This window comes from Enterobacter cloacae complex sp. 2024EL-00227, from assembly GCF_043945315.1.
GTDB classification, from domain to species: domain Bacteria; phylum Pseudomonadota; class Gammaproteobacteria; order Enterobacterales; family Enterobacteriaceae; genus Enterobacter; species Enterobacter roggenkampii.
On record NZ_JBIMQP010000004.1, the window covers coordinates 1 to 19,575 of the forward strand.

A 19,575-nucleotide genomic window follows, 5' to 3' on the forward strand; every position below is an offset into this window, starting at 1 on the left:
AGACATTACTCACCCGTCCGCCGCTCGCCGGCAAAGTAGCAAGCTACTTTCCGCTGCCGCTCGACTTGCATGTGTTAGGCCTGCCGCCAGCGTTCAATCTGAGCCATGATCAAACTCTTCAATTTAAGTTTGATGCTCGTGAATTAAACTTCGTAATGAATTACGCATGTTCACTCAGAGACTTGGTATTCATTTTTCGTCCGAGGACGTTAAGAATCCATGTCACTTTGAGTGCCCACACAGATTGTCTGATAAATTGTTAAAGAGCAGTGCCGCTTCGTTTTCGCTGCGGCGCGGGGTGTGCATATTACGCTTTCCCGCTTCAGAGTCAAGCGTTTATTTTCGCTATTCTCTGCTGACCCGGCGGCGTGTGTGCCGTTGTTCCGTGTCAGTGGAGGCGCATTATAGGGAGTAATTCCGAACCTGCAAGGATAAAGTGAAAATTATTTACTGACTGCTCACTTTCCAGGCAAACCTCACTCCAGACCTCAATTTTCGCCTGGTTTTTAAACAAAAACGAGCCGCAAGCGGCTCGTTTTTGCGTTTTGTGACTTACTGCACTGCCACAATGCGATCGTCGTTGGCTTCCAGACGGATAATTTTACCAGGAACCAGTTCCCCGGAGAGGATCTGCTGCGCCAGCGGGTTTTCGATCTGCTGCTGGATAGCACGTTTCAATGGACGCGCACCGTACACCGGATCGTAACCATTCTTACTCAGCAGTTTCAGCGCATCGTCGGAGATGTGAATTTCGTATCCACGCTCTTCCAGACGTTTGTACAGACGCTGCAGCTGAATCTGCGCAATCGACGCGATGTGTTTCTCACCCAGAGGATGGAATACCACCACTTCATCAATACGGTTAATGAACTCCGGACGGAAGTTATGGCTTACCACACCCAGCACCAGATCCTTCATGTGGCTGTAGTCCAGTTCACCGAAACGTTCCTGAATCAAATCGGAACCCAGGTTCGACGTCATAATGACAACCGTATTACGGAAGTCGACCGTTCTCCCCTGCCCGTCGGTCAGACGCCCATCGTCCAGCACCTGAAGCAGGATGTTGAACACATCCGGATGCGCTTTTTCCACCTCATCCAGCAGGATGACGGAATAAGGACGACGACGCACCGCTTCTGTCAGGTACCCACCTTCTTCATAACCCACATATCCTGGAGGCGCCCCGACCAGACGCGAGACGGAGTGTTTCTCCATAAACTCTGACATGTCGATACGCACCATCGCATCATCGCTGTCGAACATAAAGTTAGCCAGCGCTTTGCACAGCTCGGTTTTACCGACACCGGTCGGCCCCAGGAACAGGAACGAACCAATCGGGCGGTTCGGATCGGACAGCCCTGCACGGCTACGACGAATAGCATTCGATACCGCTTCAACCGCTTCATTTTGACCAATCACACGATTGTGGAGATCGTTCTCCATGCGCAGCAGTTTTTCACGCTCACCTTCCAGCATGCGCGCCACGGGAATACCGGTCCAGCGCGCCAGGACTTCCGCAATCTCGGCATCCGTCACTTTATTACGCAACAGACGCATCGTTTTACCTTCTGACTGCGTCGCTATTTCAAGCTGTTTTTCCAGCTCAGGAATTTTGCCGTACTGCAGCTCTGACATTCGCGCCAGGTCGCCCACGCGTCGCGCCTGCTCAATGGCAATTTTTGCCTGTTCGAGTTCAGCTTTAATGGTCTGCGTACCAGAAAGGGAGGCTTTCTCGGCTTTCCACTCTTCTTCCAGCTCAGAATACTGGCGCTCTTTATCGTCCAGTTCTTCATTGAGCATATCGAGACGTTTCTTACTGGCTTCATCAGACTCTTTCTTCAGCGCCTGCTGTTCCAGCTTGAGCTGAATGATGCGTCGGTCGAGTCGGTCCAGCTCTTCCGGCTTCGAGTCAATCTGCATACGAATGCTCGACGCCGCTTCATCAATCAGGTCGATGGCTTTATCCGGCAGCTGACGGTCAGCAATATAACGATGCGAAAGCGTCGCCGCCGCAACGATGGCCGGGTCAGTGATCTGCACATGGTGGTGCAGTTCATAGCGCTCTTTCAGACCACGCAGGATGGCGATGGTATCTTCAACGCTTGGCTCGGCAACAAACACTTTCTGGAAACGACGTTCCAGCGCAGCATCTTTCTCAATGTACTGACGGTACTCATCCAGCGTGGTGGCACCGACGCAGTGAAGTTCACCGCGCGCCAGTGCAGGTTTCAGCATGTTCCCGGCATCCATTGCGCCGTCTGCCTTACCGGCACCGACCATGGTGTGCAGCTCGTCGATAAACAGGATGACGTTACCTTCCTGTTTCGCCAGATCGTTCAGCACGCCTTTCAAACGCTCTTCAAACTCACCGCGGTATTTCGCACCGGCCACCAGCGCGCCCATGTCCAGCGCCAGTACGCGGCGGCCCTTCAGACCTTCCGGCACTTCACCGTTCACAATACGCTGCGCCAGCCCTTCAACGATGGCGGTTTTACCGACCCCCGGTTCACCTATCAGTACCGGGTTGTTCTTGGTACGACGCTGCAGTACCTGAATGGTACGGCGGATTTCTTCATCACGGCCGATCACCGGGTCAAGTTTGCCCTGTTCAGCACGCTCGGTCAGATCGACCGTAAATTTCTTCAAAGCCTGACGTTGGTCTTCGGCTCCCTGATCGTTCACGCTTTCACCTCCGCGCATGTTCTCAATCGCCTGAGTCACATTGGCGGTGGTCGCACCGGCGGATTTCAGCAGGTCGGTCAAGGTACCGCGTGATTCAAGCGCCGCCAGAACAAACAGCTCTGACGAAATAAAATTGTCCCCACGTTTTTGCGCCAGCTTGTCGCAAAGGTTCAGGACGCGCACCAGATCCTGCGACGGCTGAACGTCGCCGCCGGTCCCTTCGACCTGCGGTAAACGGCTCAGCGCCTGATCGATAGCGGTGCGTAACTGGCCAGCATTAATGCCAGCGGACGTTAATAAAGGACGTACCGATCCCCCTTCCTGATTCAACAAGGCGCTCATTAAATGAAGAGGTTCGATAAATTGGTTGTCGTGCCCCAGTGCGAGGGACTGGGCATCGGCGAGAGCAAGCTGGAATTTATTAGTAAGACGATCCAGACGCATAACTCCTCCCATAACAGGTCAAATTTGCTACTGGAGATTAAATGAGGTCATCCCTCAATTATTCAAGGTTAATGACCTGAATTATGTGAAAAGAAAACGGCACGTGCCGGATCGTCTTGATTCTTTAGGTTATATCAGCCAAATGAAACTTGCCATACGGCCCGTCGTCTTGTCGCGGCGATAAGAGAAAAAATCACCCTTTTCGGTGAAGGTGCAGCGATCGCCGCCGAAGATCTGCGTCACGCCGACGCGGTTCAGGCGCTGGCGGGCGAGCTGGTAAATATCGGCCAGATATTTATCCCCCGAAGGCAGGAAGGCGTCCACCGCTTGCGGATCTTTTTCCATAAAGGCTTCGCGAACCTCCGGCCCCACTTCAAAAGCGCGAGGACCAATGGCCGGGCCAAGCCAGGCCATAATATTGGCGGGCTCATCCTTAAAGCAGGCGACGGTTTCTTCCAGCACGCCTTCACACAGTCCACGCCAGCCCGCGTGCGCTGCTGCCACCTCGGTGCCTGAACGGTTACAAAAAAGCACCGGCAAACAATCGGCGGTCATTACGGCACAAACGGTTCCCGGCGTATTGCTGTAAGAGGCATCAGCGCGTTTGGAAGCATAGGGTTCTCCCGTCAACTTCAGCACCGCCTTGCCATGAACCTGTTCCAGCCAGACCGGATTTGAAGGCAGGTTCCCCGCAGCAAACAGACACCTGCGGTTCTCTTCCACGTGTTCCAGGTTATCGCCACAGTGTGCACCGAGGTTCAACGACGCCCACGCGCCCTGGCTCACACCGCCAGTGCGGGTTGAACTGCAGGCAGCCACGCCGACAGGCAGTGGCCACTCCGGGACAATAAGTTTGGTCATAACCAGTCCACTTGATCCTTATGTTCTTCGAAATCAGCACGCATGGCGTCAATAAGGTCCACCATATCCTGCGGGATAGGCGCATGCCACTCCATCTGAATGCCGGTGATAGGATGGTAAAGACGCAGCATGGTCGCGTGCAGCGCCTGACGGTCGAATTTACGCAATACGCTGATGAACTCATCCGATGCGCCTTTAGGCGGGCGAGGACGACCACCGTAGACCTGATCCCCCACCAGCGGATGGGTAATGTGGGCCATATGCACGCGGATCTGGTGAGTACGTCCGGTCTCCAGACGCAGACGCAGGCGCGTATGAATACGGAAGTGCTCCATAATGCGGTAATGCGTCACCGCCGGTTTACCCATCGGATGCACCGACATATGGGTACGCTTGGTCGGGTGACGGCTAATGGGCTCTTCCACCGTCCCGCCAGAAGTCATATGCCCAATGGCTACCGCTTCATACTCACGGGTGATTTCGCGCAGCTGCAGCGACTCCACCAGACGGGTCTGAGCAGGAACGGTCTTCGCCACCACCATCAGACCGGTAGTGTCTTTATCCAGACGGTGCACGATGCCCGCGCGCGGAACATCCGCGATCGGCGGATAGTAATGGAGAAGTGCGTTAAGTACCGTACCGTCAGGGTTTCCCGCGCCCGGATGAACAACCAGGTCGCGCGGCTTGTTGATCACCAGAATGTCATCATCTTCATAGACGATGTCCAGTGGGATATCCTGCGGCTCGAAGCGGATTTCCTCTTCGATTTCAGCATTGATGGCGACAGCTTCCCCACCTAACACTTTCTCTTTTGGTTTGTCCCAGATCTTGCCGTTTACCATCACGCGCTGGTCAAGGATCCATTCTTTTATGCGTGAACGCGAATAATCAGGGAACAATTCGGCCAAAGCCTGATCTAAGCGTTGACCGAGCTGATTTTCGGAGACTGTTGCGGTGAGTTCTACTCGTTGTGCCATAAACTGCTTCTTCGTTTAACGTTGGGTTTTACGGCTTTGCCGTTTAATATAGTGTGCTATTGTAGCTGGTCTTAATCGGGAGCAGGAACAGAGTTTCTCCCGGACAAACATTTGAGGAAAGTCAAAACGTCATGACGCGCATGAAATATCTGGTGGCAGCGGCCACGTTGAGCCTGGCTTTGGTGGGCTGCTCCGGTTCAAATGAACAGGTCCCTGACAATCCGCCGAATGAAATCTATGCGACTGCACAACAAAAGTTGCAGGACGGTAACTGGAAACAGGCGATAACGCAACTGGAAGCGTTGGATAATCGCTATCCATTTGGTCCGTATTCGCAGCAGGTACAGTTAGATCTCATCTACGCATACTATAAAAATGCCGATCTGCCGCTGGCTCAGGCAACCATCGATCGTTTCATGCGTCTGAACCCGACTCATCCTAACATCGACTACGTGATGTACATGCGCGGGCTCACCAACATGGCGCTGGACGACAGTGCGCTGCAGGGCTTCTTCGGCGTGGATCGTTCCGACCGTGACCCGCAGCATGCGCGTGATGCCTTCAATGACTTCTCTAAACTGGTGCGCGGCTATCCAAACAGCCAGTACGTGACCGACGCCACCAAGCGTCTGGTGTTCCTGAAAGATCGTCTGGCGAAATATGAATACTCCGTGGCGGACTACTATACCCGCCGTGGCGCATGGGTTGCCGTGGTTAACCGCGTAGAAGGTATGCTGCGTGATTACCCGGATACTCAGGCAACGCGCGACGGCCTGAAGCTGATGGAAAATGCTTACCGTCAGATGCAGATGACCGCTCAGGCTGAAAAAGTGGCGAAAATCATCGCCGCGAACAGCAGCAACACCTGATTTTGCCTCAATGCAAAACGGCAGCCCGAAGGCTGCCGTTTTTTTATTCGTTTCTGAGCGTCGCTGAAGCGCGTTAGCCTCAACACATCCAGTCAACTATGGCCTCAATTTTTGCCTTCTACAAGGTAAATCTCACCTCTTCCTGCCCTGCCTCACAAAAAAGATTCCCTGACAAAAACCGACAAAATAACGTGATCTAAATCACACATTTTGACATTAGGTCGGGTATGCTGGAATCACCAAGACGGAAAGACAAGAGGTAAAATTTATGACAATGAACATTACCAGTAAACAAATGGAAATTACTCCGGCAATTCGCCAGCACGTCGCAGACCGTCTCGCCAAACTGGATAAATGGCAAACACATTTGATTAATCCACATATCATCCTGTCCAAGGAGCCGCAGGGTTTCATCGCTGACGCAACTATCAATACTCCAAACGGCCACCTGGTCGCCAGCGCAAAACATGAGGATATGTACACCGCAATTAACGATTTGATCAACAAGCTGGAACGGCAGCTCAATAAAGTGCAACACAAAGGTGAAGCCCGTCGCGCCACAACGTCGGTGAAAGACGCCAGCTTCGCGGAAGAAGTTGAAGAAGAGTAATCCTTTAAATTGAGTGTACCGCCAACGCGCCTTCGGGCGCGTTTTTTGTTTTTTATTGACAGGGTGAAAACAGTACGGGTACTTTAACGGTATCACTCACAGGATGACTTTATGAAACCTACGCCGTTCTTCTTCGCATTCTTTTTTACCTTCCCCTGAACGGGAGGCGTTTCGTCGTGTGATAAAGAATGCGAAGACGAACAACAAGGCCTCCCACACCGGGGGGCCTTTTTTATTGATAACGATAAGATGAGACAGGCAACACTATGACACCGGAAAACCCGTTACTGGATCTGCGCGTAAAAATCAGCGCGCTGGATGAGAAACTGCTGGCGCTGCTGGCCGAACGCCGCGCCCTTGCCGTTGAAGTGGGTAAAGCCAAGCTGGACTCCCATCGTCCGGTCCGTGATATCGACCGCGAGCGGGATCTGCTGGAACGTCTCATTCAGCTCGGCAAAGCGCATCATCTCGATGCCCACTACATCACCCGGCTGTTCCAGCTCATCATCGAAGACTCCGTTCTGACCCAGCAAGCGCTACTCCAGCAGCACCTCAATAAAACCAATCCGCACTCTGCGCGTATCGCTTTCCTCGGGCCAAAGGGCTCCTATTCTCACCTGGCCGCACGTCAGTACGCCGCTCGCCATTTCGAAGAATTTATTGAAAGCGGCTGCGCGAAGTTTGCCGACATTTTTAACCAGGTCGAGACCGGCCAGGCGGATTACGCCGTGGTGCCGATTGAAAACACCAGCTCCGGCGCCATCAACGACGTCTACGATTTGCTGCAGCACACCAGCCTGTCGCTGGTCGGCGAGCTGACGATCCCTATCGATCACTGCGTGCTGGTCTCCGGTTCAACGGACCTGAACACGATCGAAACGGTCTACAGCCACCCGCAGCCGTTCCAGCAGTGCAGCCAGTTCCTGAACCGCTATCCGAACTGGAAAATTGAGTACACCGAAAGCACCTCGGCGGCGATGGAAAAAGTCGCCCAGGCGAACTCTCCCACCGTCGCGGCGCTCGGCAGCGAAGCGGGCGGCGCGCTGTATGGTTTACAGGTGCTGGAACGCAACCTGGCGAACCAGACGCAAAATATTACCCGCTTCGTGGTGCTGGCCCGCAAGGCAATCAATGTGTCTGACCAGGTACCGGCCAAGACTACGCTGCTGATGGCCACCGGCCAACAGGCCGGTGCGCTGGTTGAAGCCCTTCTGGTGCTGCGTAATCACAATCTGATCATGACCCGGCTGGAATCACGCCCAATCCACGGTAACCCGTGGGAAGAGATGTTCTACCTCGATATCCAGGCCAACCTGGAGTCTGCTTCCATGCAGAAAGCCCTGCGCGAGCTGGGCGAGATCACGCGTTCCATGAAGGTGCTGGGCTGTTACCCGAGCGAAAACGTCGTCCCGGTCGATCCAATCTAACGTTCGATAAAACGGCTTTTCTTCATCCCTGCCACGCTCACCGGCAGGGTGAAGATGGCCCCGGAGAGCGGATATTTCGCCACCTCCTCCGCATCCATATTTTCCCGCGTGGTGGTAATAAACAGCGTTTTCATATCATCGCCGCCAAAGCAGACCATCGTCGGGCAACGTACCGGCATGCGATACTCTTCCAGCTGCTCCCCTAGCGGTGAAAAACGCGCGATGCGCCAGCCGTCAAACAGCGCGCTCCAGTAGCAGCCTTCCACATCCATCGCCGCGCCGTCGGGTATCCCTTCGCCCTCTTTAAACTGACGAAACACCTCGCGCCTGCCGGGTTCGCCTTGCTCATCAAGCGACGTACGATAGATCACACCGTTTGGCGTGTCTGAGGTAAACATCCACTGCTTATCCGGGCTAAACGCTAAGCCATTATGCCCGTGGATATCGCACTGGATCACCTTCGGCGTCAGGTCGTTGTCGATGCGCATCAGCAGGGCGCCGTTGTAATCTCCCGGCCCCCAGAACGTGCCCGCATAGAACCGGCCCAGATGGTCGGTGCCTCCATCGTTAAAACGCGCCAGCTGCGGGTTAGAGGGGTTATCACACACCTTGCGGCGCAGCAGGCCGTGTTTATCGGTCAGCCAGATACCCGTTCGCATCGCAACGATAAAACCACCCTGCTCACGCAGCGCGAAACACCCCACCTCCTCGTGGAAAGAGAGTACGGTGTGTTCCGCCGTCGGCAGATGGTAGCGGTGGATCTCGCCTTCCAGAATATCGGCCCAGTAGAGCGCCTGCTCTTCGACGCTCCATGTCGGGCATTCAGGCAAATGCCCGGTGTAATTCAACAGCAGCTGCGGTTCAGCCATGACAGTTCCCCAAAATGAAAAAAGCCAGCATTGCTGGCTTTCAGTATATACATCATCGCATTACTGGCGACTGTCATTTGCCTGGCGCAACAACGTCCGGCTCTCATTCTGGAAACGCTGCGCATAATCGCCAAACCAGTGCTCGACCTTGCGGAAGCTGTCGATAAACGCCTGCTTGTCTCCGTGCTCAAGCAGCGTAATGGCTTCTCCAAAGCGCTGATAGTAGCGCTTGATCAGAGCCAGGTTGTTTTCGGAAGACATAATGATGTCCGCGTACAGCTGCGGATCCTGCGCGAACAGACGCCCGACCATCGCCAGCTCCAGACGATAGATAGGTGAAGAGAGCGCCAGCAGCTGTTCAAGCTGCACGTTCTCTTCCGCCAGATGCAGGCCGTAGGCAAACGTCGCAAAGTGGCGCAGCGCCTGAATGAACGCCATGTTCTGGTCGTGCTCAACCGCGCTGATGCGGTGCAGTCGCGCGCCCCATACCTGAATTTGTTCCAGGAACCACTGATAGGCTTCCGGCTGACGACCGTCGCAGTAAACCACCACCTGCTTAGCCAGGCTGCCGCTGTCCGGTCCAAACATCGGGTGCAGACCCAGCACCGGCCCGGTATGCGCAGCCAGCATTGCCTGCAGCGGACCATTTTTGACGGAGGCCAGATCCACCAGGATACAGTCTTTCGGTAAAGGAGGAAGCTTCCCGACGATCTGCTCCGTCACGTGGATCGGCACGCTGACGATAACCATCCCGGCATCTTTCATGAGCTCCGGCGCCTGCGCCCAGTCCTCTTTTTCCAGAATGCGCACCTGATAGCCAGAAAGCGTCAGCATTTTTTCAAACAGACGCCCCATCTGTCCTGCCCCGCCGACAATCACCACCGGCCGCAGGGTCGGGCAAAGGGTTTTGAAGCCCTTGTCGTTTTCGCTGGAATAGGATTCCCGCATCACGCGACGCAGGACGTCTTCAATCAAGTCCGGCGAAACGCCCAGCGCCTGCGCCTCTTTGCGACGGGAAGCGAGCATGGAGGCCTCGCGCTCCGGGACGTAAATCGGCAGGCCGTATTTGCTTTTCACCTCACCGACTTCGGCAACCAGCGCCATGCGGCGCGCCAGCAGATCCAGCAGCGCCTTATCCACTTCATCAATTTGATCGCGCAGTGCGGTCAATTCAGCAACCATAACTACCCTCTTAAGCCAGACGCGTCGCCAGCTGGCCGCTTAAATCTTTATGGATCTCACGCAGCAGTGCATCGGTGGTCTCCCAGCTGATGCAGGCATCCGTCACGGAGACGCCGTGCTTCATGGCGCTGCGCGGTTGTTCAGATGATTGATTGCCTTCATGAATATTGCTCTCAATCATCAGACCGATAATCGAACGGTTGCCATCTTTGATCTGGGCGACCACGGATTCCGCAACCGCAGGCTGACGACGGTAATCTTTATTCGAATTACCATGACTGCAATCTACCATCAGTGCCGGGCGCAGTCCCGCCTGCTCCATCTCTTTTTCACACTGCGCCACGTCCGCCGGACTGTAGTTCGGGGCTTTCCCGCCGCGCAGGATCACGTGCCCGTCCGGGTTACCCTGCGTTTGCAGGAGGCAGACCTGGCCCGCCTGGTTGATACCGACGAAACGGTGCGGCATGGCGGCCGCGCGCATGGCGTTGATCGCCGTCGCCAGGCTGCCATCGGTACCGTTTTTAAAACCAACCGGCATCGACAGGCCAGACGCCATCTCGCGGTGGGTTTGCGATTCCGTGGTACGCGCGCCAATCGCGGACCAGCTGAACAGATCGCCAAGGTATTGCGGGCTGTTCGGATCCAGCGCTTCGGTTGCCAGCGGCAGCCCCATGCTGACCAGCTCCACCAGCAGGCGACGCGCAATCTTCAGGCCTGCTTCCACATCAAACGAGCCATCCATGTGCGGATCGTTAATCAACCCTTTCCAGCCAACGGTAGTACGTGGCTTCTCAAAATAGACGCGCATCACCAGGTAGAGGCTATCGCTGACCTCCTCCGCTAATGCTTTAAATCGACGAGCGTACTCAATGGCGGTTTCAGGATCGTGAATAGAGCAAGGACCACACACCACCAGCAGGCGCGGATCGCGGCCGGCGATGATGTCAGAAATGGTCTGGCGCGAGTGCTCAATCTGAGCCTCCTGCGCGACGCTCAGCGGAAATTCTGCTTTCAGCTGATCCGGAGTAATTAAAACCTGTTCGTCAGTGATATGTACGTTGTTCAGCGCGTCTTTTTGCATGATGGCGATCCTGTAAAGCTCGTTTGCGATAGTTGTTTTCCTCAATGAGGTGAAACCACGATACCATAAAAAGTAAACATTTCAATCCAAAATACGTACACATTAATTTACAGCGGCCAATTTATTGCAAAAATCAGCCGTCAAAAACGTAAAGTTTAAATTACAGACATACTTTCTTAAGCCAGGCTATGCTGAAGTAAAAAGGAGAATGGCTATGCGTTCAATTGCTCTCACGCTGTTGTCGCTGTTTTTAACGGGCTGTCAGATCAATCCTTATACCTTCCAGCCCGACTGGACTAGTCCATCCTGGTTTGATGCCGGTAAAGAAGACGCCATGAATGGCCTGCCGGTTAAAGATAACCAGACCCTGGCCGATAGTTTTAACGACACCCACGTTGATCGTAGTGAATATCTTCGCGGCTATGCCGATGGTCAGAAGAGAGTCTGCGAAGAAGGGTTTATTCACGCCTGGGGATTAGCGGGCAAATCTTTCCCTGCCAGTTGCGATACTGCTGAAAACGCGGCAAAACTGTGTGCGTCATGGCAAAAAGGGATGGATGAAAGTATGCGCTCCAGCAGACTCAATTAAGTCTGTTTTTAATCACCGGAAAATAAACAACAGTAGGATTTAGCTTAGGTTGACCTGAGGCTATTTCTGACATAATGACGGCTCTGACAAACAATGGTATTCTGCCCGCAACTCTTAAGGACATCTATTTTCAGAGCGATGTGGCGGATTCTGGTGAGAAATTTATTCTTGATCTCTTTTTTCCGACTCACTCTGGTGTTAATGCTGTTCATTATGGTGGGCCCAGCGACGGCAGGCACGCTCACGGAAACGGATAAATCGGTACGCTCGATAGTCTCAGGCATTGTGAGCTATACGCGATGGCCGTCACTATCCGGGCAACCTAAACTCTGCATCTATGCCACTTCTCACTATACGCACGCGCTTAGCGGCGACGAAGTGCACAACGAGTTACCCTATACTCCCGCTATTGTACATAACGATCGGGAAGCCCTGGCCGCGACGTGCGATGCGATTTATTTCGGGTCTGAATCACCGACAAAACAACTTGAATTAATAAGCCAATATCAGGGCAGAGCATTGCTATTAATCTCAGAGCAAAATCCGGAATGTGTAATTGGCAGTGCCTTTTGCCTGATGATCGATCGTGGCCAGGTCCGGTTCTCCGTCAACCTGGATGCATTGACGCGCAGTGGCGTAAGAGTCAATCCGGATGTATTAATGCTGGCACGGAATAAGCAGCATGGATAAAGATTTCACTTCAACGCCACGTCCGACGTTTAAAAGAACGTTGAGGCGAAACAGCATGATAAGCGTCATTATCACGATGACGTTAATATGGCTGTTGCTCTGTTTTGCTTCCGTTGTGACGTTAAAACAATACGCGCAAAAGAATCTCGAATTAACCGGCGCCACAATGAGCCACAGCCTGGAAGCCTCGCTGGTTTTCAACGACTCGCTGGCGGCCAACGAAACGCTTGCCGCCCTGGGCAAACAGGGGCAATTTGCCGCGGCGGAGGTGATTAACGCGCATAAAAAGCGGTTCGCCTACTGGTCCTGGAACCCGGAAGATAACAACGACACGCTGGGCGCGCTGGTCAGTCGCTGGCTTTTCCCCGTACCGGTTGCGCAGCCCATCATGCACAACGGCTTAACGATCGGCGAAATCCGCCTTACCGCGCGTGACAGTTTGATCAGCCATTTCATCTGGACGTCGTTTGCCGTACTGACTGGCTGCATTCTCTTTGCCGCCGTCGTCGCGCTCATCATTACCCAGTCTTTGCATCGTGGAATGGTCACGGCGCTGCAGAACATTACCGACGTCGTGCATGACGTGCGCACGAACCGAAATTTCTCCCGCCGGGTGAAAGACGGCCGTATCGAAGAATTTCACCAGTTTGGCGAAGACTTCAATAGTCTTCTGGATGAAATGGAAGAGTGGCAGCTGAAGCTTCAGGCGAAAAATGCCCAGCTGTTGCGGACCGCCATGCACGACCCGCTTACCGGTCTTGCCAACCGCGCGGCGTTTCGTAACAGCATTGCGGCATTAATGAATGACCCTTCAGCCAGAACCAACTCGGCCCTGCTCTTCCTCGACGGTGATAATTTTAAGTTTATTAACGACACCTGGGGACACGCGGCAGGAGACTGCGTGCTGATCGAAGTCGCCAGCAGAATGATGGAGTTTGGCGACAAACGTCATCAGTCCTACCGCCTTGGCGGTGACGAATTTGCCATGGTGCTGTACGGCGTGCACTCTGAACTTGAGGTTCAACATATTTGTGCTGCGCTTTCGCAGCAGTTTATCCGTCCGTTTGATCTTCATAACGGACAAAAAGCATCGATGTCACTCAGCATTGGCTTTGCTCTGGCGTGGGAAAATACTTCCGTGGAAGCATTACTGGAGAGGGCTGACCGCAACATGTACCAGGTTAAAAACCAGCTTACGAAAACAATAAGTTAGAAAGGATACACTATGTTAAAACGTTACTTCGCGCCCCTAGTACTGGCCTCACTGGTTCTGGCAGGCTGCCAGTCGCTGCCGGAAGGTAAATTCACTCCTGAGCAAATTGCGGCGATGAAGTCTTACGGTTTTAACGAACTGAACGGTGACTGGTCGCTTGGGATGTCGGACACCATCCTGTTTGATAAAAATGACGCCAGGCTGCGATCGGAGAGTGAAACGCAGATCCAGTCCATGGCCTCTCGCCTGGCGGAAACCGGCCTGACCCACGCGCGAATGGACGGTCACACGGATAACTACGGGGAAGAGAGCTACAACGAAGCGCTCTCGTTAAAACGCGCCAACGCCGTGGCCGATGCCTGGGCGAAGGGGGCAAACATCCCGCGCAGCAATCTCACCACGCGGGGATTAGGTCAAAAATACCCGGTTGCGAGCAACAGTACCTCACAAGGGCGCGCTGAAAACCGCCGCGTCGCAGTGGTAATCAGCACGCCATAAGGCTATTTAGCGGATGATTCGGCGAGCGTCACCCTGGTTGCCGCTCGCCAGCGCAGCCAGTCCACCAGAACAAACAGCGCCAGACTCACGCCCATGACTGGCAATGCCAGTCCCAACAGTACGCTGATTAACACCGTACCGCCTCTTCCCCACACTGACAAGGCAAGCCAGCTCTGGCAAAGCGTCTGTACCGGACTCACTGCCGATTGCGCCGGACGACGCATCCACCACATCCGGTATCCCCAGATAATGAGCACGCAAAGGGCGAGGCCGAACGCAACCAGCAGCAGCTGATTTGCGAGGCCGAATAAGATCCCCATATGGAAATCCACGCCCCAGCGGGTCAGTTTTGCCATTAGCGGAAAATCCTCGAATCGGGTCCTGTCCAGTACCTGCATCGTATGAGGATCAACCGCCACGGCGTCCACCTGAGTTGGCCAGCTGCGATCGATTTCCGTCACGGTCCAGGCGCGATCCCTCGTTTTCGCCGGGCGGATCTCCAGCCTGCTGGCATCAATACCCGCGTTACGCGCCGCGCTTAACACGCCGTCAAACTGCGTCAAATCCATCGCCATATCGGGCATCACCATTCCACCGTGATGACCGCGGTGTTCGGCATGTTCATCCATGATCTCATGTTGGCCGGATAGCGTCGTGTTCACCTGCGGGGTGAGCCAATTCATCTCTGCACGCAGCTTATCCACGTTCCCGCCAGCCCACTGGGACCAGGTCAGGCCGGTTGCGGAGAACAGCAGCATTCCTCCCAGCAGAACCCAGCCCAGCGTCACGTGCACCCGACGCCGGTTCTGGAAGCGATTGTTGATCCGTCGTTTGGGTCGGGTATAACACCACAGGGCAATACCGCCCAGCGCGGCAACCCACATCCACGAGGCCGCAAGCTCGCTGTAGAGGCGCCCAACGTCGCCCAGCATCAGGGAAGTATGCAGGTAATCAATGGTCTGACGCAGGGGTAAAATCCCGCTGGTGCCGTATACCGTCAGATCTCCCAGCACCGTCAGGCTTACCGGATCGATAAAGATAGCCCGGTTCTCCGATGGCCCAAGTTTCGGGTCAGCGAACATCACGCGGGTGGTTTCGCCCTCAACCAGCCCCGGACGAACGGCGTGCAAACGTAAATCTGATCCAACGGTTTTTTCCGCCACGGCGATTTGTTCCGCCAGAGGCAGTGGCTCGCCTATAGAATCCGTGTGGAGCGCGTGCCGGTAGAGTGCGTTTTCCAGCTGTGGGGTCGCCACATACAGCGTCCCGGTTAGCGCGGCGAAGAAGATAAACGGGCCGACAAACAGCCCAACGTAGAAATGAAGGCGACGCAGCAGGTTTCCCCATGCCGCGCGCGAGGTGCAGGTAGTCATACTTTTCCTTTTTAAGGCAAAAAGTTATCGATATTTTTAAAGGGAAAAAGCAGACTGCCGCGGCGGCGCGCGGGTATCAGGGTAAAGCCAGGGGAAAAAGTGCCAGTGCTTGACCGCCTGACGCGGCGGCTTAACGCGAAGCCTCTGCAGCACCACGCTGAGCAGGACGATGAGCGCCAGCATCACGCCAGGGACATGCGCTAACAGCACGCAGTAGCCGCACGCTTCCGCATGGTCGACGGGCATCGTGTGTGGCATATCGCCGTGATGCTCGTCCATCGACATCATGCTCATGTCATGATGCATGCCCGGCATGGCGCTCATGGGATCTTTCTGCAATGAGACGGAGATCAGGGGTGCTACCACGATCAGCAGGATCGCAAACAGCGCGGTCAATGCCGCTGCGCGTTTCCAGCTATTCTGATGCAGTATGTTATCCACTTCCCCTCCATACAAGAGGCAAGCATTGTAAATGATTTATGACAAAAGGGTTAACGCGAGAGGTGCGATGGGATAAAAAAAGGGCCAGCCTTTCGGCCAGCCCTTTCTAACAGGATGTCGCTTAAGCGAATCTTAGTTCAGACGCTCTTTAATACGAGCAGACTTACCAGTACGCTCACGCAGGTAGTACAGTTTAGCTTTACGTACAGCACCACGACGTTTAACAGCAATGCTGTCAACTACCGGAGAGTGAGTCTGGAAGACACGCTCAACGCCTTCGCCGTTGGAAATTTTACGAACAGTGAATGCAGAGTGCAGACCGCGGTTACGAATAGCGATAACCACGCCCTCGAATGCCTGCAGACGTTTTTTGGAACCTTCAACAACCCATACTTTCACTTCCACGGTGTCACCTGGACGGAAGGAAGGTACGTCCTGCTTCATCTGCTCTTGTTCAAGTTGCTTAATAATGTTGCTCATAATTTAATCTCTTATCCTGGGTAAACTGATATTCGGGAGCGTATTACGCATTCCCATCATGTTCATGCTGCTGTTGCGCGTGTTCAGTTTTGAACTCGGCCAGCAACTTTGCTTGCTCTTCAGTCAGAGCCAGGTTTTCCAGAAGTTCAGGTCTTCTAAGCCAGGTTCGGCCCAGCGACTGCTTCAAACGCCAGCGACGTATCTCGGCATGGTTTCCTGACAGTAACACTGCCGGGACTTCCATCCCTTCTAACACTTCAGGACGGGTATAGTGTGGACAGTCCAGCAACCCATCGGCAAAGGAATCTTCCGTTGCCGAAGCTTCATGGCCCAGTACTCCCGGAATGAACCGGGCGACGGAGTCAATCAGCGTCATTGCGGGTAACTCACCACCGCTGAGAACGTAATCGCCGATAGACCATTCTTCGTCAATCTCGGTTTGAATTACACGCTCATCTATCCCTTCGTAGCGACCACAGACCAGAATCAGCTTTTGATTCGTCGCCAGTTCGCTGACGCCCGCTTGATCAAGCTTGCGTCCCTGAGGTGACAGATAAATCACCTTTGCGCCTTCACCTGCCGCGGCTTTTGCTGTGTGAATGGCGTCCCGTAAGGGTTGCACCATCATTAGCATCCCCGGTCCGCCGCCGTAAGGACGATCGTCCACGGTACGGTGCCGGTCATGAGTAAAGTCACGCGGACTCCAGCTCTGGATGCTCAGCAGGCCATTCTTTACTGCCCGGCCAGTTACCCCGTAATCGGTAATCGCGCGGAACATTTCAGGAAACAGGCTAATTATGCCAATCCACATAGCGCCGTCTTTTACCGTTTATCCGGAGAATTTAAAAACCAGGATCCCAATCTACTTCAATGGTTTGAGTAGTGAGATCGACTTTCTTGATAACCTGTCCATCGAGGAACGGAACCAACCGCTCCTTGATGCCAAATGCATCTTTCAGGTTTGCCTTAATGACGAGAACGTCATTTGACCCGGTTTCCATCATATCGATGACTTTCCCCAGGCTGTAGCCTTCAGTAGTGACTACCTGGCAACCCATAAGGTCTTTCCAGTAGTAGTCGCCCTCTTCCAGCTGTGGCAACTGCGACGAATCCACGACAATTTCACAATTAGTCAGCGCATTCGCGGCATCACGATCGTCAACGCCTTTCAGCTTGATGATGATGTCCTGATTGTGGTGACGCCAGCTTTCCAGCTCGACCTCTTCCCACTTACCGCCTTTCTGGATAAACCAGGGCTGGTAATTAAAAATGCTATCAGCGTCTTCAGTGGAGGAAAACACTCTGAGCCAACCACGGATACCGTAGCAAGAACCCATTTTTCCCAATACGATCGGTTCAACAGGTGCTTTATTGCTCATCATGACCACCGTGACAGATTAAGCTGCTTTGTTTGCTGCTTTGATCAGCGTAGCAACGCGATCGGAAACAGTAGCGCCCTGGCCAACCCAGTGAGCGATACGATCCAGATCCAGACGAGTTTCTTCTTCTGCGCCAGCGGCCAGTGGGTTGAAGAAACCAACGCGCTCGATGAAGCGACCGTTGCGTGCATTACGGCTGTCAGTCACAACAACCTGGTAGAACGGACGCTTTTTAGCGCCGTGACGTGCTAAACGAATAGTTACCATAACATCCTCTTGTGTGAATAAAACAACCGGGCCCCATCGAGGAACGGAGCCCGGGTGTCATATTAAAAGCCCGAAAATTTTACTCATTTTCGGGCAAAAAGCAATCTCAAAAGCGATTAACGCCCTGGAAAACCGGGAGGCATCATCCCTTTCATGCCGCGCATCATCTTCGCCATGCCGCCTTTCTTCATTTTCTTCATCATGCGCTGCATGTCGTCGAACTGTTTCAGAAGGCGGTTAACGTCCTGCACCTGCATGCCGCAACCGGCTGCGATACGGCGTTTACGGGAACCTTTGATGATGTCAGGGTTAGCGCGCTCTTTCAGCGTCATCGAGTTGATGATCGCCTCCATACGCACCAGCACCTTGTCATCCATCTGCGCTTTCACGTTGTCAGGGATCTGGCCCATGCCCGGCAGTTTGCCCATCAGGCTAGCCATGCCGCCCATGTTTTTCATCTGACGCAGCTGCTCAAGGAAGTCAGTCAGATCGAAACCGTCGCCTTTTTTCAGCTTGCTGGCCAGCTTCTCGGCCTGCGCGCGGTCAACCTTGCTCTCGATATCTTCGATCAGCGACAGCACGTCGCCCATGCCGAGAATACGGGAGGCAATACGATCCGGGTGGAACGGCTCCAGCGCTTCGGTTTTCTCACCCACGCCGAGGAATTTGATCGGCTTACCGGTGATGTGACGAATGGAGAGGGCCGCACCGCCGCGGGCGTCACCGTCCACTTTGGTCAGCACCACGCCGGTTAACGGCAGCGCTTCATTAAACGCTTTCGCGGTATTCGCCGCATCCTGACCGGTCATGGCGTCGACGACAAACAGGGTCTCTACCGGGTTGATAGAGGCATGCACCTGCTTGATCTCGTCCATCATCGCTTCGTCAACGTGCAGACGACCGGCGGTATCCACCAGCAGCACGTCGTAGAATTTCAGCTTCGCCTCTTTCAGCGCGGCGTTAACGATGTCGACAGGCTTCTGCGCCACGTCGGACGGGAAGAAATCCACGCCGACCTGCTCTGCCAGGGTTTCCAACTGCTTGATCGCCGCCGGGCGATAGACGTCCGCAGAGACCACCAGCACTTTCTTCTTGTGCTTTTCGCGCAGGAATTTACCCAGCTTACCGACGCTGGTGGTTTTACCCGCACCCTGCAGGCCCGCCATCAGCACCACGGCCGGTGGCTGAGCGGCCAGGTTAAGCACCTGGTTCTCTTCGCCCATCGCCGAAACCAGTTCGTTACGAACGATTTTGACGAACTCCTGACCCGGGGTCAGGCTCTTGTTAACTTCATGACCAACCGCCTTCTCTTTCACGCGGTTGATAAAATCACGAACAACCGGCAACGCGACGTCTGCTTCCAGCAGCGCCATGCGCACTTCGCGCAGCGTTTCCTTGATGTTCTCTTCAGTAAGGCGTCCGCGGCCGCTGATGTTGCGCAGCGTGCGCGACAAACGATCGGTTAAATTATCAAACATTGTCTCTCGCCTGAGTAGAAACGTTGGGCCGCCATGAGCGACACATACACAGAATTTTGCCGGAGTATAACATGAAGGCGCCTTTGTTGTTATGCAACGGTTGGAGCAGGCGTCACGTAACGTTATACTGCTTCTCTTTCTTATTAAGACAACTGTCGATGCCTA

General features: G+C 54.1%; 21 protein-coding genes, 1 rRNA gene and 1 other annotated feature. Of the genes, 8 read left to right on the forward strand and 14 right to left on the reverse strand.

The annotated features are described in order from the left end of the window. The 4 genes from ACHH0Z_RS08480 to rluD form a co-directional block, all read right to left on the reverse strand. Window positions 1–125: ribosomal RNA gene (locus tag ACHH0Z_RS08480) — 16S ribosomal RNA — on the reverse strand; the annotation flags it as partial. A gap of 427 nt (window positions 126–552) precedes the next feature. After that, entirely contained in the window at window positions 553–3,126 is a 2,574-nt protein-coding gene (gene clpB / locus ACHH0Z_RS08485) for an ATP-dependent chaperone ClpB (protein WP_008502466.1), read from the reverse strand. Window positions 3,127–3,255: 129 nt separating this feature from the next. Next, window positions 3,256–3,987 carry a purine nucleoside phosphorylase YfiH gene (gene yfiH, locus ACHH0Z_RS08490; RefSeq protein WP_045408822.1) on the reverse strand — a complete coding sequence of 244 codons (732 nt, stop codon included), beginning with the start codon at window positions 3,985–3,987 and terminating at the stop codon, window positions 3,256–3,258. Next, window positions 3,984–4,964, reverse strand: coding sequence for a 23S rRNA pseudouridine(1911/1915/1917) synthase RluD (gene rluD, locus ACHH0Z_RS08495; RefSeq protein ID WP_008502468.1), 981 nt, complete (start codon window positions 4,962–4,964; stop codon window positions 3,984–3,986). Before rluD ends, yfiH begins: the two co-directional genes overlap by 4 nt. A gap of 131 nt (window positions 4,965–5,095) precedes the next feature. Between rluD and bamD the strand changes: the two genes are divergently transcribed. The 4 genes from bamD to pheA all read left to right on the forward strand — a co-directional run bounded on the left by bamD (window position 5,096) and on the right by pheA (window position 7,870). Further along, on the forward strand, window positions 5,096–5,833 hold the full coding sequence (bamD, locus tag ACHH0Z_RS08500; RefSeq protein WP_008502469.1) for an outer membrane protein assembly factor BamD: 738 nt from the start codon (window positions 5,096–5,098) through the stop codon (window positions 5,831–5,833). Window positions 5,834–6,101: 268 nt separating this feature from the next. Beyond that, on the forward strand, window positions 6,102–6,443 hold the full coding sequence (raiA, locus tag ACHH0Z_RS08505; RefSeq protein ID WP_008502470.1) for a ribosome-associated translation inhibitor RaiA: 342 nt from the start codon (window positions 6,102–6,104) through the stop codon (window positions 6,441–6,443). A gap of 110 nt (window positions 6,444–6,553) precedes the next feature. Further along, window positions 6,554–6,679 (forward strand) — a sequence feature (Phe leader region). After that, complete coding sequence (pheL, locus tag ACHH0Z_RS08510) at window positions 6,555–6,602, forward strand: pheA operon leader peptide PheL (protein WP_102000890.1); 48 nt, start codon at window positions 6,555–6,557, stop codon at window positions 6,600–6,602. It overlaps the preceding feature by 48 nt. 30 nt (window positions 6,680–6,709) lie before the next feature. Then, complete coding sequence (pheA, locus tag ACHH0Z_RS08515; protein WP_021242003.1) at window positions 6,710–7,870, forward strand: bifunctional chorismate mutase/prephenate dehydratase; 1,161 nt, start codon at window positions 6,710–6,712, stop codon at window positions 7,868–7,870. Here the strand turns inward: pheA and ACHH0Z_RS08520 are convergent. Genes ACHH0Z_RS08520 through aroF form a run of 3 tightly spaced genes read right to left on the reverse strand, consistent with a single transcriptional unit; the run spans window position 7,867 to window position 11,002 of the window. Then, entirely contained in the window at window positions 7,867–8,739 is an 873-nt protein-coding gene (locus tag ACHH0Z_RS08520) for an SMP-30/gluconolactonase/LRE family protein (protein WP_045408818.1), read from the reverse strand. The genes pheA and ACHH0Z_RS08520 overlap by 4 nt on opposite strands. A gap of 60 nt (window positions 8,740–8,799) precedes the next feature. Then, window positions 8,800–9,921: a bifunctional chorismate mutase/prephenate dehydrogenase gene (gene tyrA, locus ACHH0Z_RS08525; RefSeq protein ID WP_008502473.1), complete on the reverse strand. Its 1,122-nt coding sequence runs from the start codon at window positions 9,919–9,921 to the stop codon at window positions 8,800–8,802. Window positions 9,922–9,931: 10 nt separating this feature from the next. Beyond that, entirely contained in the window at window positions 9,932–11,002 is a 1,071-nt protein-coding gene (aroF, locus tag ACHH0Z_RS08530) for a 3-deoxy-7-phosphoheptulonate synthase AroF (RefSeq protein WP_008502474.1), read from the reverse strand. A gap of 214 nt (window positions 11,003–11,216) precedes the next feature. Between aroF and ACHH0Z_RS08535 the strand changes: the two genes are divergently transcribed. The 4 genes from ACHH0Z_RS08535 to ACHH0Z_RS08550 all read left to right on the forward strand — a co-directional run bounded on the left by ACHH0Z_RS08535 (window position 11,217) and on the right by ACHH0Z_RS08550 (window position 13,992). Continuing rightward, window positions 11,217–11,591, forward strand: a complete 375-nt coding sequence (locus ACHH0Z_RS08535) for a DUF2799 domain-containing protein (protein ID WP_045408815.1) — start codon at window positions 11,217–11,219, stop codon at window positions 11,589–11,591. Window positions 11,592–11,729: 138 nt separating this feature from the next. Then, the gene (locus ACHH0Z_RS08540) at window positions 11,730–12,281 is read left to right on the forward strand and encodes a YfiR family protein (RefSeq protein ID WP_391524568.1); all 552 of its coding nucleotides are present in this window, start codon (window positions 11,730–11,732) and stop codon (window positions 12,279–12,281) included. Then, complete coding sequence (gene dgcN, locus ACHH0Z_RS08545) at window positions 12,274–13,494, forward strand: diguanylate cyclase DgcN (RefSeq protein ID WP_045408809.1); 1,221 nt, start codon at window positions 12,274–12,276, stop codon at window positions 13,492–13,494. The genes ACHH0Z_RS08540 and dgcN overlap by 8 nt, the downstream gene beginning before the upstream one ends. Window positions 13,495–13,506: 12 nt before the next feature. Continuing rightward, a complete protein-coding gene (locus ACHH0Z_RS08550; protein WP_045408806.1) occupies window positions 13,507–13,992 on the forward strand; it encodes an OmpA family protein in 486 nt (161 codons plus the stop codon). Between the two features lie 2 nt (window positions 13,993–13,994). Here ACHH0Z_RS08550 and ACHH0Z_RS08555 read toward each other — a convergent pair whose 3' ends face one another. The 7 genes from ACHH0Z_RS08555 to ffh form a co-directional block, all read right to left on the reverse strand. Beyond that, a complete protein-coding gene (locus tag ACHH0Z_RS08555) occupies window positions 13,995–15,365 on the reverse strand; it encodes a PepSY domain-containing protein (protein WP_045408804.1) in 1,371 nt (456 codons plus the stop codon). 36 nt (window positions 15,366–15,401) lie between these two features. Continuing rightward, window positions 15,402–15,806, reverse strand: a complete 405-nt coding sequence (locus ACHH0Z_RS08560) for a DUF2946 domain-containing protein (protein WP_039025344.1) — start codon at window positions 15,804–15,806, stop codon at window positions 15,402–15,404. A 132-nt stretch (window positions 15,807–15,938) separates the two neighbouring features. Beyond that, complete coding sequence (gene rplS, locus ACHH0Z_RS08565; protein WP_002914145.1) at window positions 15,939–16,286, reverse strand: 50S ribosomal protein L19; 348 nt, start codon at window positions 16,284–16,286, stop codon at window positions 15,939–15,941. Between the two features lie 43 nt (window positions 16,287–16,329). Next, window positions 16,330–17,097, reverse strand: a complete 768-nt coding sequence (trmD, locus tag ACHH0Z_RS08570) for a tRNA (guanosine(37)-N1)-methyltransferase TrmD (protein WP_008502493.1) — start codon at window positions 17,095–17,097, stop codon at window positions 16,330–16,332. A 31-nt stretch (window positions 17,098–17,128) separates the two neighbouring features. Further along, window positions 17,129–17,668 carry a ribosome maturation factor RimM gene (gene rimM, locus ACHH0Z_RS08575; protein ID WP_021241995.1) on the reverse strand — a complete coding sequence of 180 codons (540 nt, stop codon included), beginning with the start codon at window positions 17,666–17,668 and terminating at the stop codon, window positions 17,129–17,131. Window positions 17,669–17,683: 15 nt separating this feature from the next. Further along, window positions 17,684–17,932, reverse strand: coding sequence for a 30S ribosomal protein S16 (rpsP, locus tag ACHH0Z_RS08580; RefSeq protein ID WP_003863133.1), 249 nt, complete (start codon window positions 17,930–17,932; stop codon window positions 17,684–17,686). A gap of 116 nt (window positions 17,933–18,048) precedes the next feature. Next, window positions 18,049–19,410: a signal recognition particle protein gene (gene ffh / locus ACHH0Z_RS08585; RefSeq protein ID WP_014884878.1), complete on the reverse strand. Its 1,362-nt coding sequence runs from the start codon at window positions 19,408–19,410 to the stop codon at window positions 18,049–18,051. Window positions 19,411–19,575: the final 165 nt, after the last annotated feature.

Excerpts from the sequence above, each read along its gene's own strand:
- ACHH0Z_RS08520 (WP_045408818.1), bottom strand. The coding sequence starts at position 8,739 with ATGGCTGAACCGCAGCTGCTGTTGAATTACACCGGGCATTTGCCTGAA.
- rluD (WP_008502468.1), bottom strand. The coding sequence starts at position 4,964 with ATGGCACAACGAGTAGAACTCACCGCAACAGTCTCCGAAAATCAGCTC.
- rplS (WP_002914145.1), bottom strand. The coding sequence starts at position 16,286 with ATGAGCAACATTATTAAGCAACTTGAACAAGAGCAGATGAAGCAGGAC.
- trmD (WP_008502493.1), bottom strand. The coding sequence starts at position 17,097 with ATGTGGATTGGCATAATTAGCCTGTTTCCTGAAATGTTCCGCGCGATT.
- rpsP (WP_003863133.1), bottom strand. The coding sequence starts at position 17,932 with ATGGTAACTATTCGTTTAGCACGTCACGGCGCTAAAAAGCGTCCGTTC.
- bamD (WP_008502469.1), top strand. The coding sequence starts at position 5,096 with ATGACGCGCATGAAATATCTGGTGGCAGCGGCCACGTTGAGCCTGGCT.
- ACHH0Z_RS08550 (WP_045408806.1), top strand. The coding sequence starts at position 13,507 with ATGTTAAAACGTTACTTCGCGCCCCTAGTACTGGCCTCACTGGTTCTG.
- tyrA (WP_008502473.1), bottom strand. The coding sequence starts at position 9,921 with ATGGTTGCTGAATTGACCGCACTGCGCGATCAAATTGATGAAGTGGAT.
- ACHH0Z_RS08555 (WP_045408804.1), bottom strand. The coding sequence starts at position 15,365 with ATGACTACCTGCACCTCGCGCGCGGCATGGGGAAACCTGCTGCGTCGC.
- yfiH (WP_045408822.1), bottom strand. The coding sequence starts at position 3,987 with ATGACCAAACTTATTGTCCCGGAGTGGCCACTGCCTGTCGGCGTGGCT.
- pheA (WP_021242003.1), top strand. The coding sequence starts at position 6,710 with ATGACACCGGAAAACCCGTTACTGGATCTGCGCGTAAAAATCAGCGCG.
- rimM (WP_021241995.1), bottom strand. The coding sequence starts at position 17,668 with ATGATGAGCAATAAAGCACCTGTTGAACCGATCGTATTGGGAAAAATG.
- raiA (WP_008502470.1), top strand. The coding sequence starts at position 6,102 with ATGACAATGAACATTACCAGTAAACAAATGGAAATTACTCCGGCAATT.
- dgcN (WP_045408809.1), top strand. The coding sequence starts at position 12,274 with ATGGATAAAGATTTCACTTCAACGCCACGTCCGACGTTTAAAAGAACG.
- aroF (WP_008502474.1), bottom strand. The coding sequence starts at position 11,002 with ATGCAAAAAGACGCGCTGAACAACGTACATATCACTGACGAACAGGTT.
- ACHH0Z_RS08540 (WP_391524568.1), top strand. The coding sequence starts at position 11,730 with ATGTGGCGGATTCTGGTGAGAAATTTATTCTTGATCTCTTTTTTCCGA.
- ACHH0Z_RS08535 (WP_045408815.1), top strand. The coding sequence starts at position 11,217 with ATGCGTTCAATTGCTCTCACGCTGTTGTCGCTGTTTTTAACGGGCTGT.
- ffh (WP_014884878.1), bottom strand. The coding sequence starts at position 19,410 with ATGTTTGATAATTTAACCGATCGTTTGTCGCGCACGCTGCGCAACATC.
- clpB (WP_008502466.1), bottom strand. The coding sequence starts at position 3,126 with ATGCGTCTGGATCGTCTTACTAATAAATTCCAGCTTGCTCTCGCCGAT.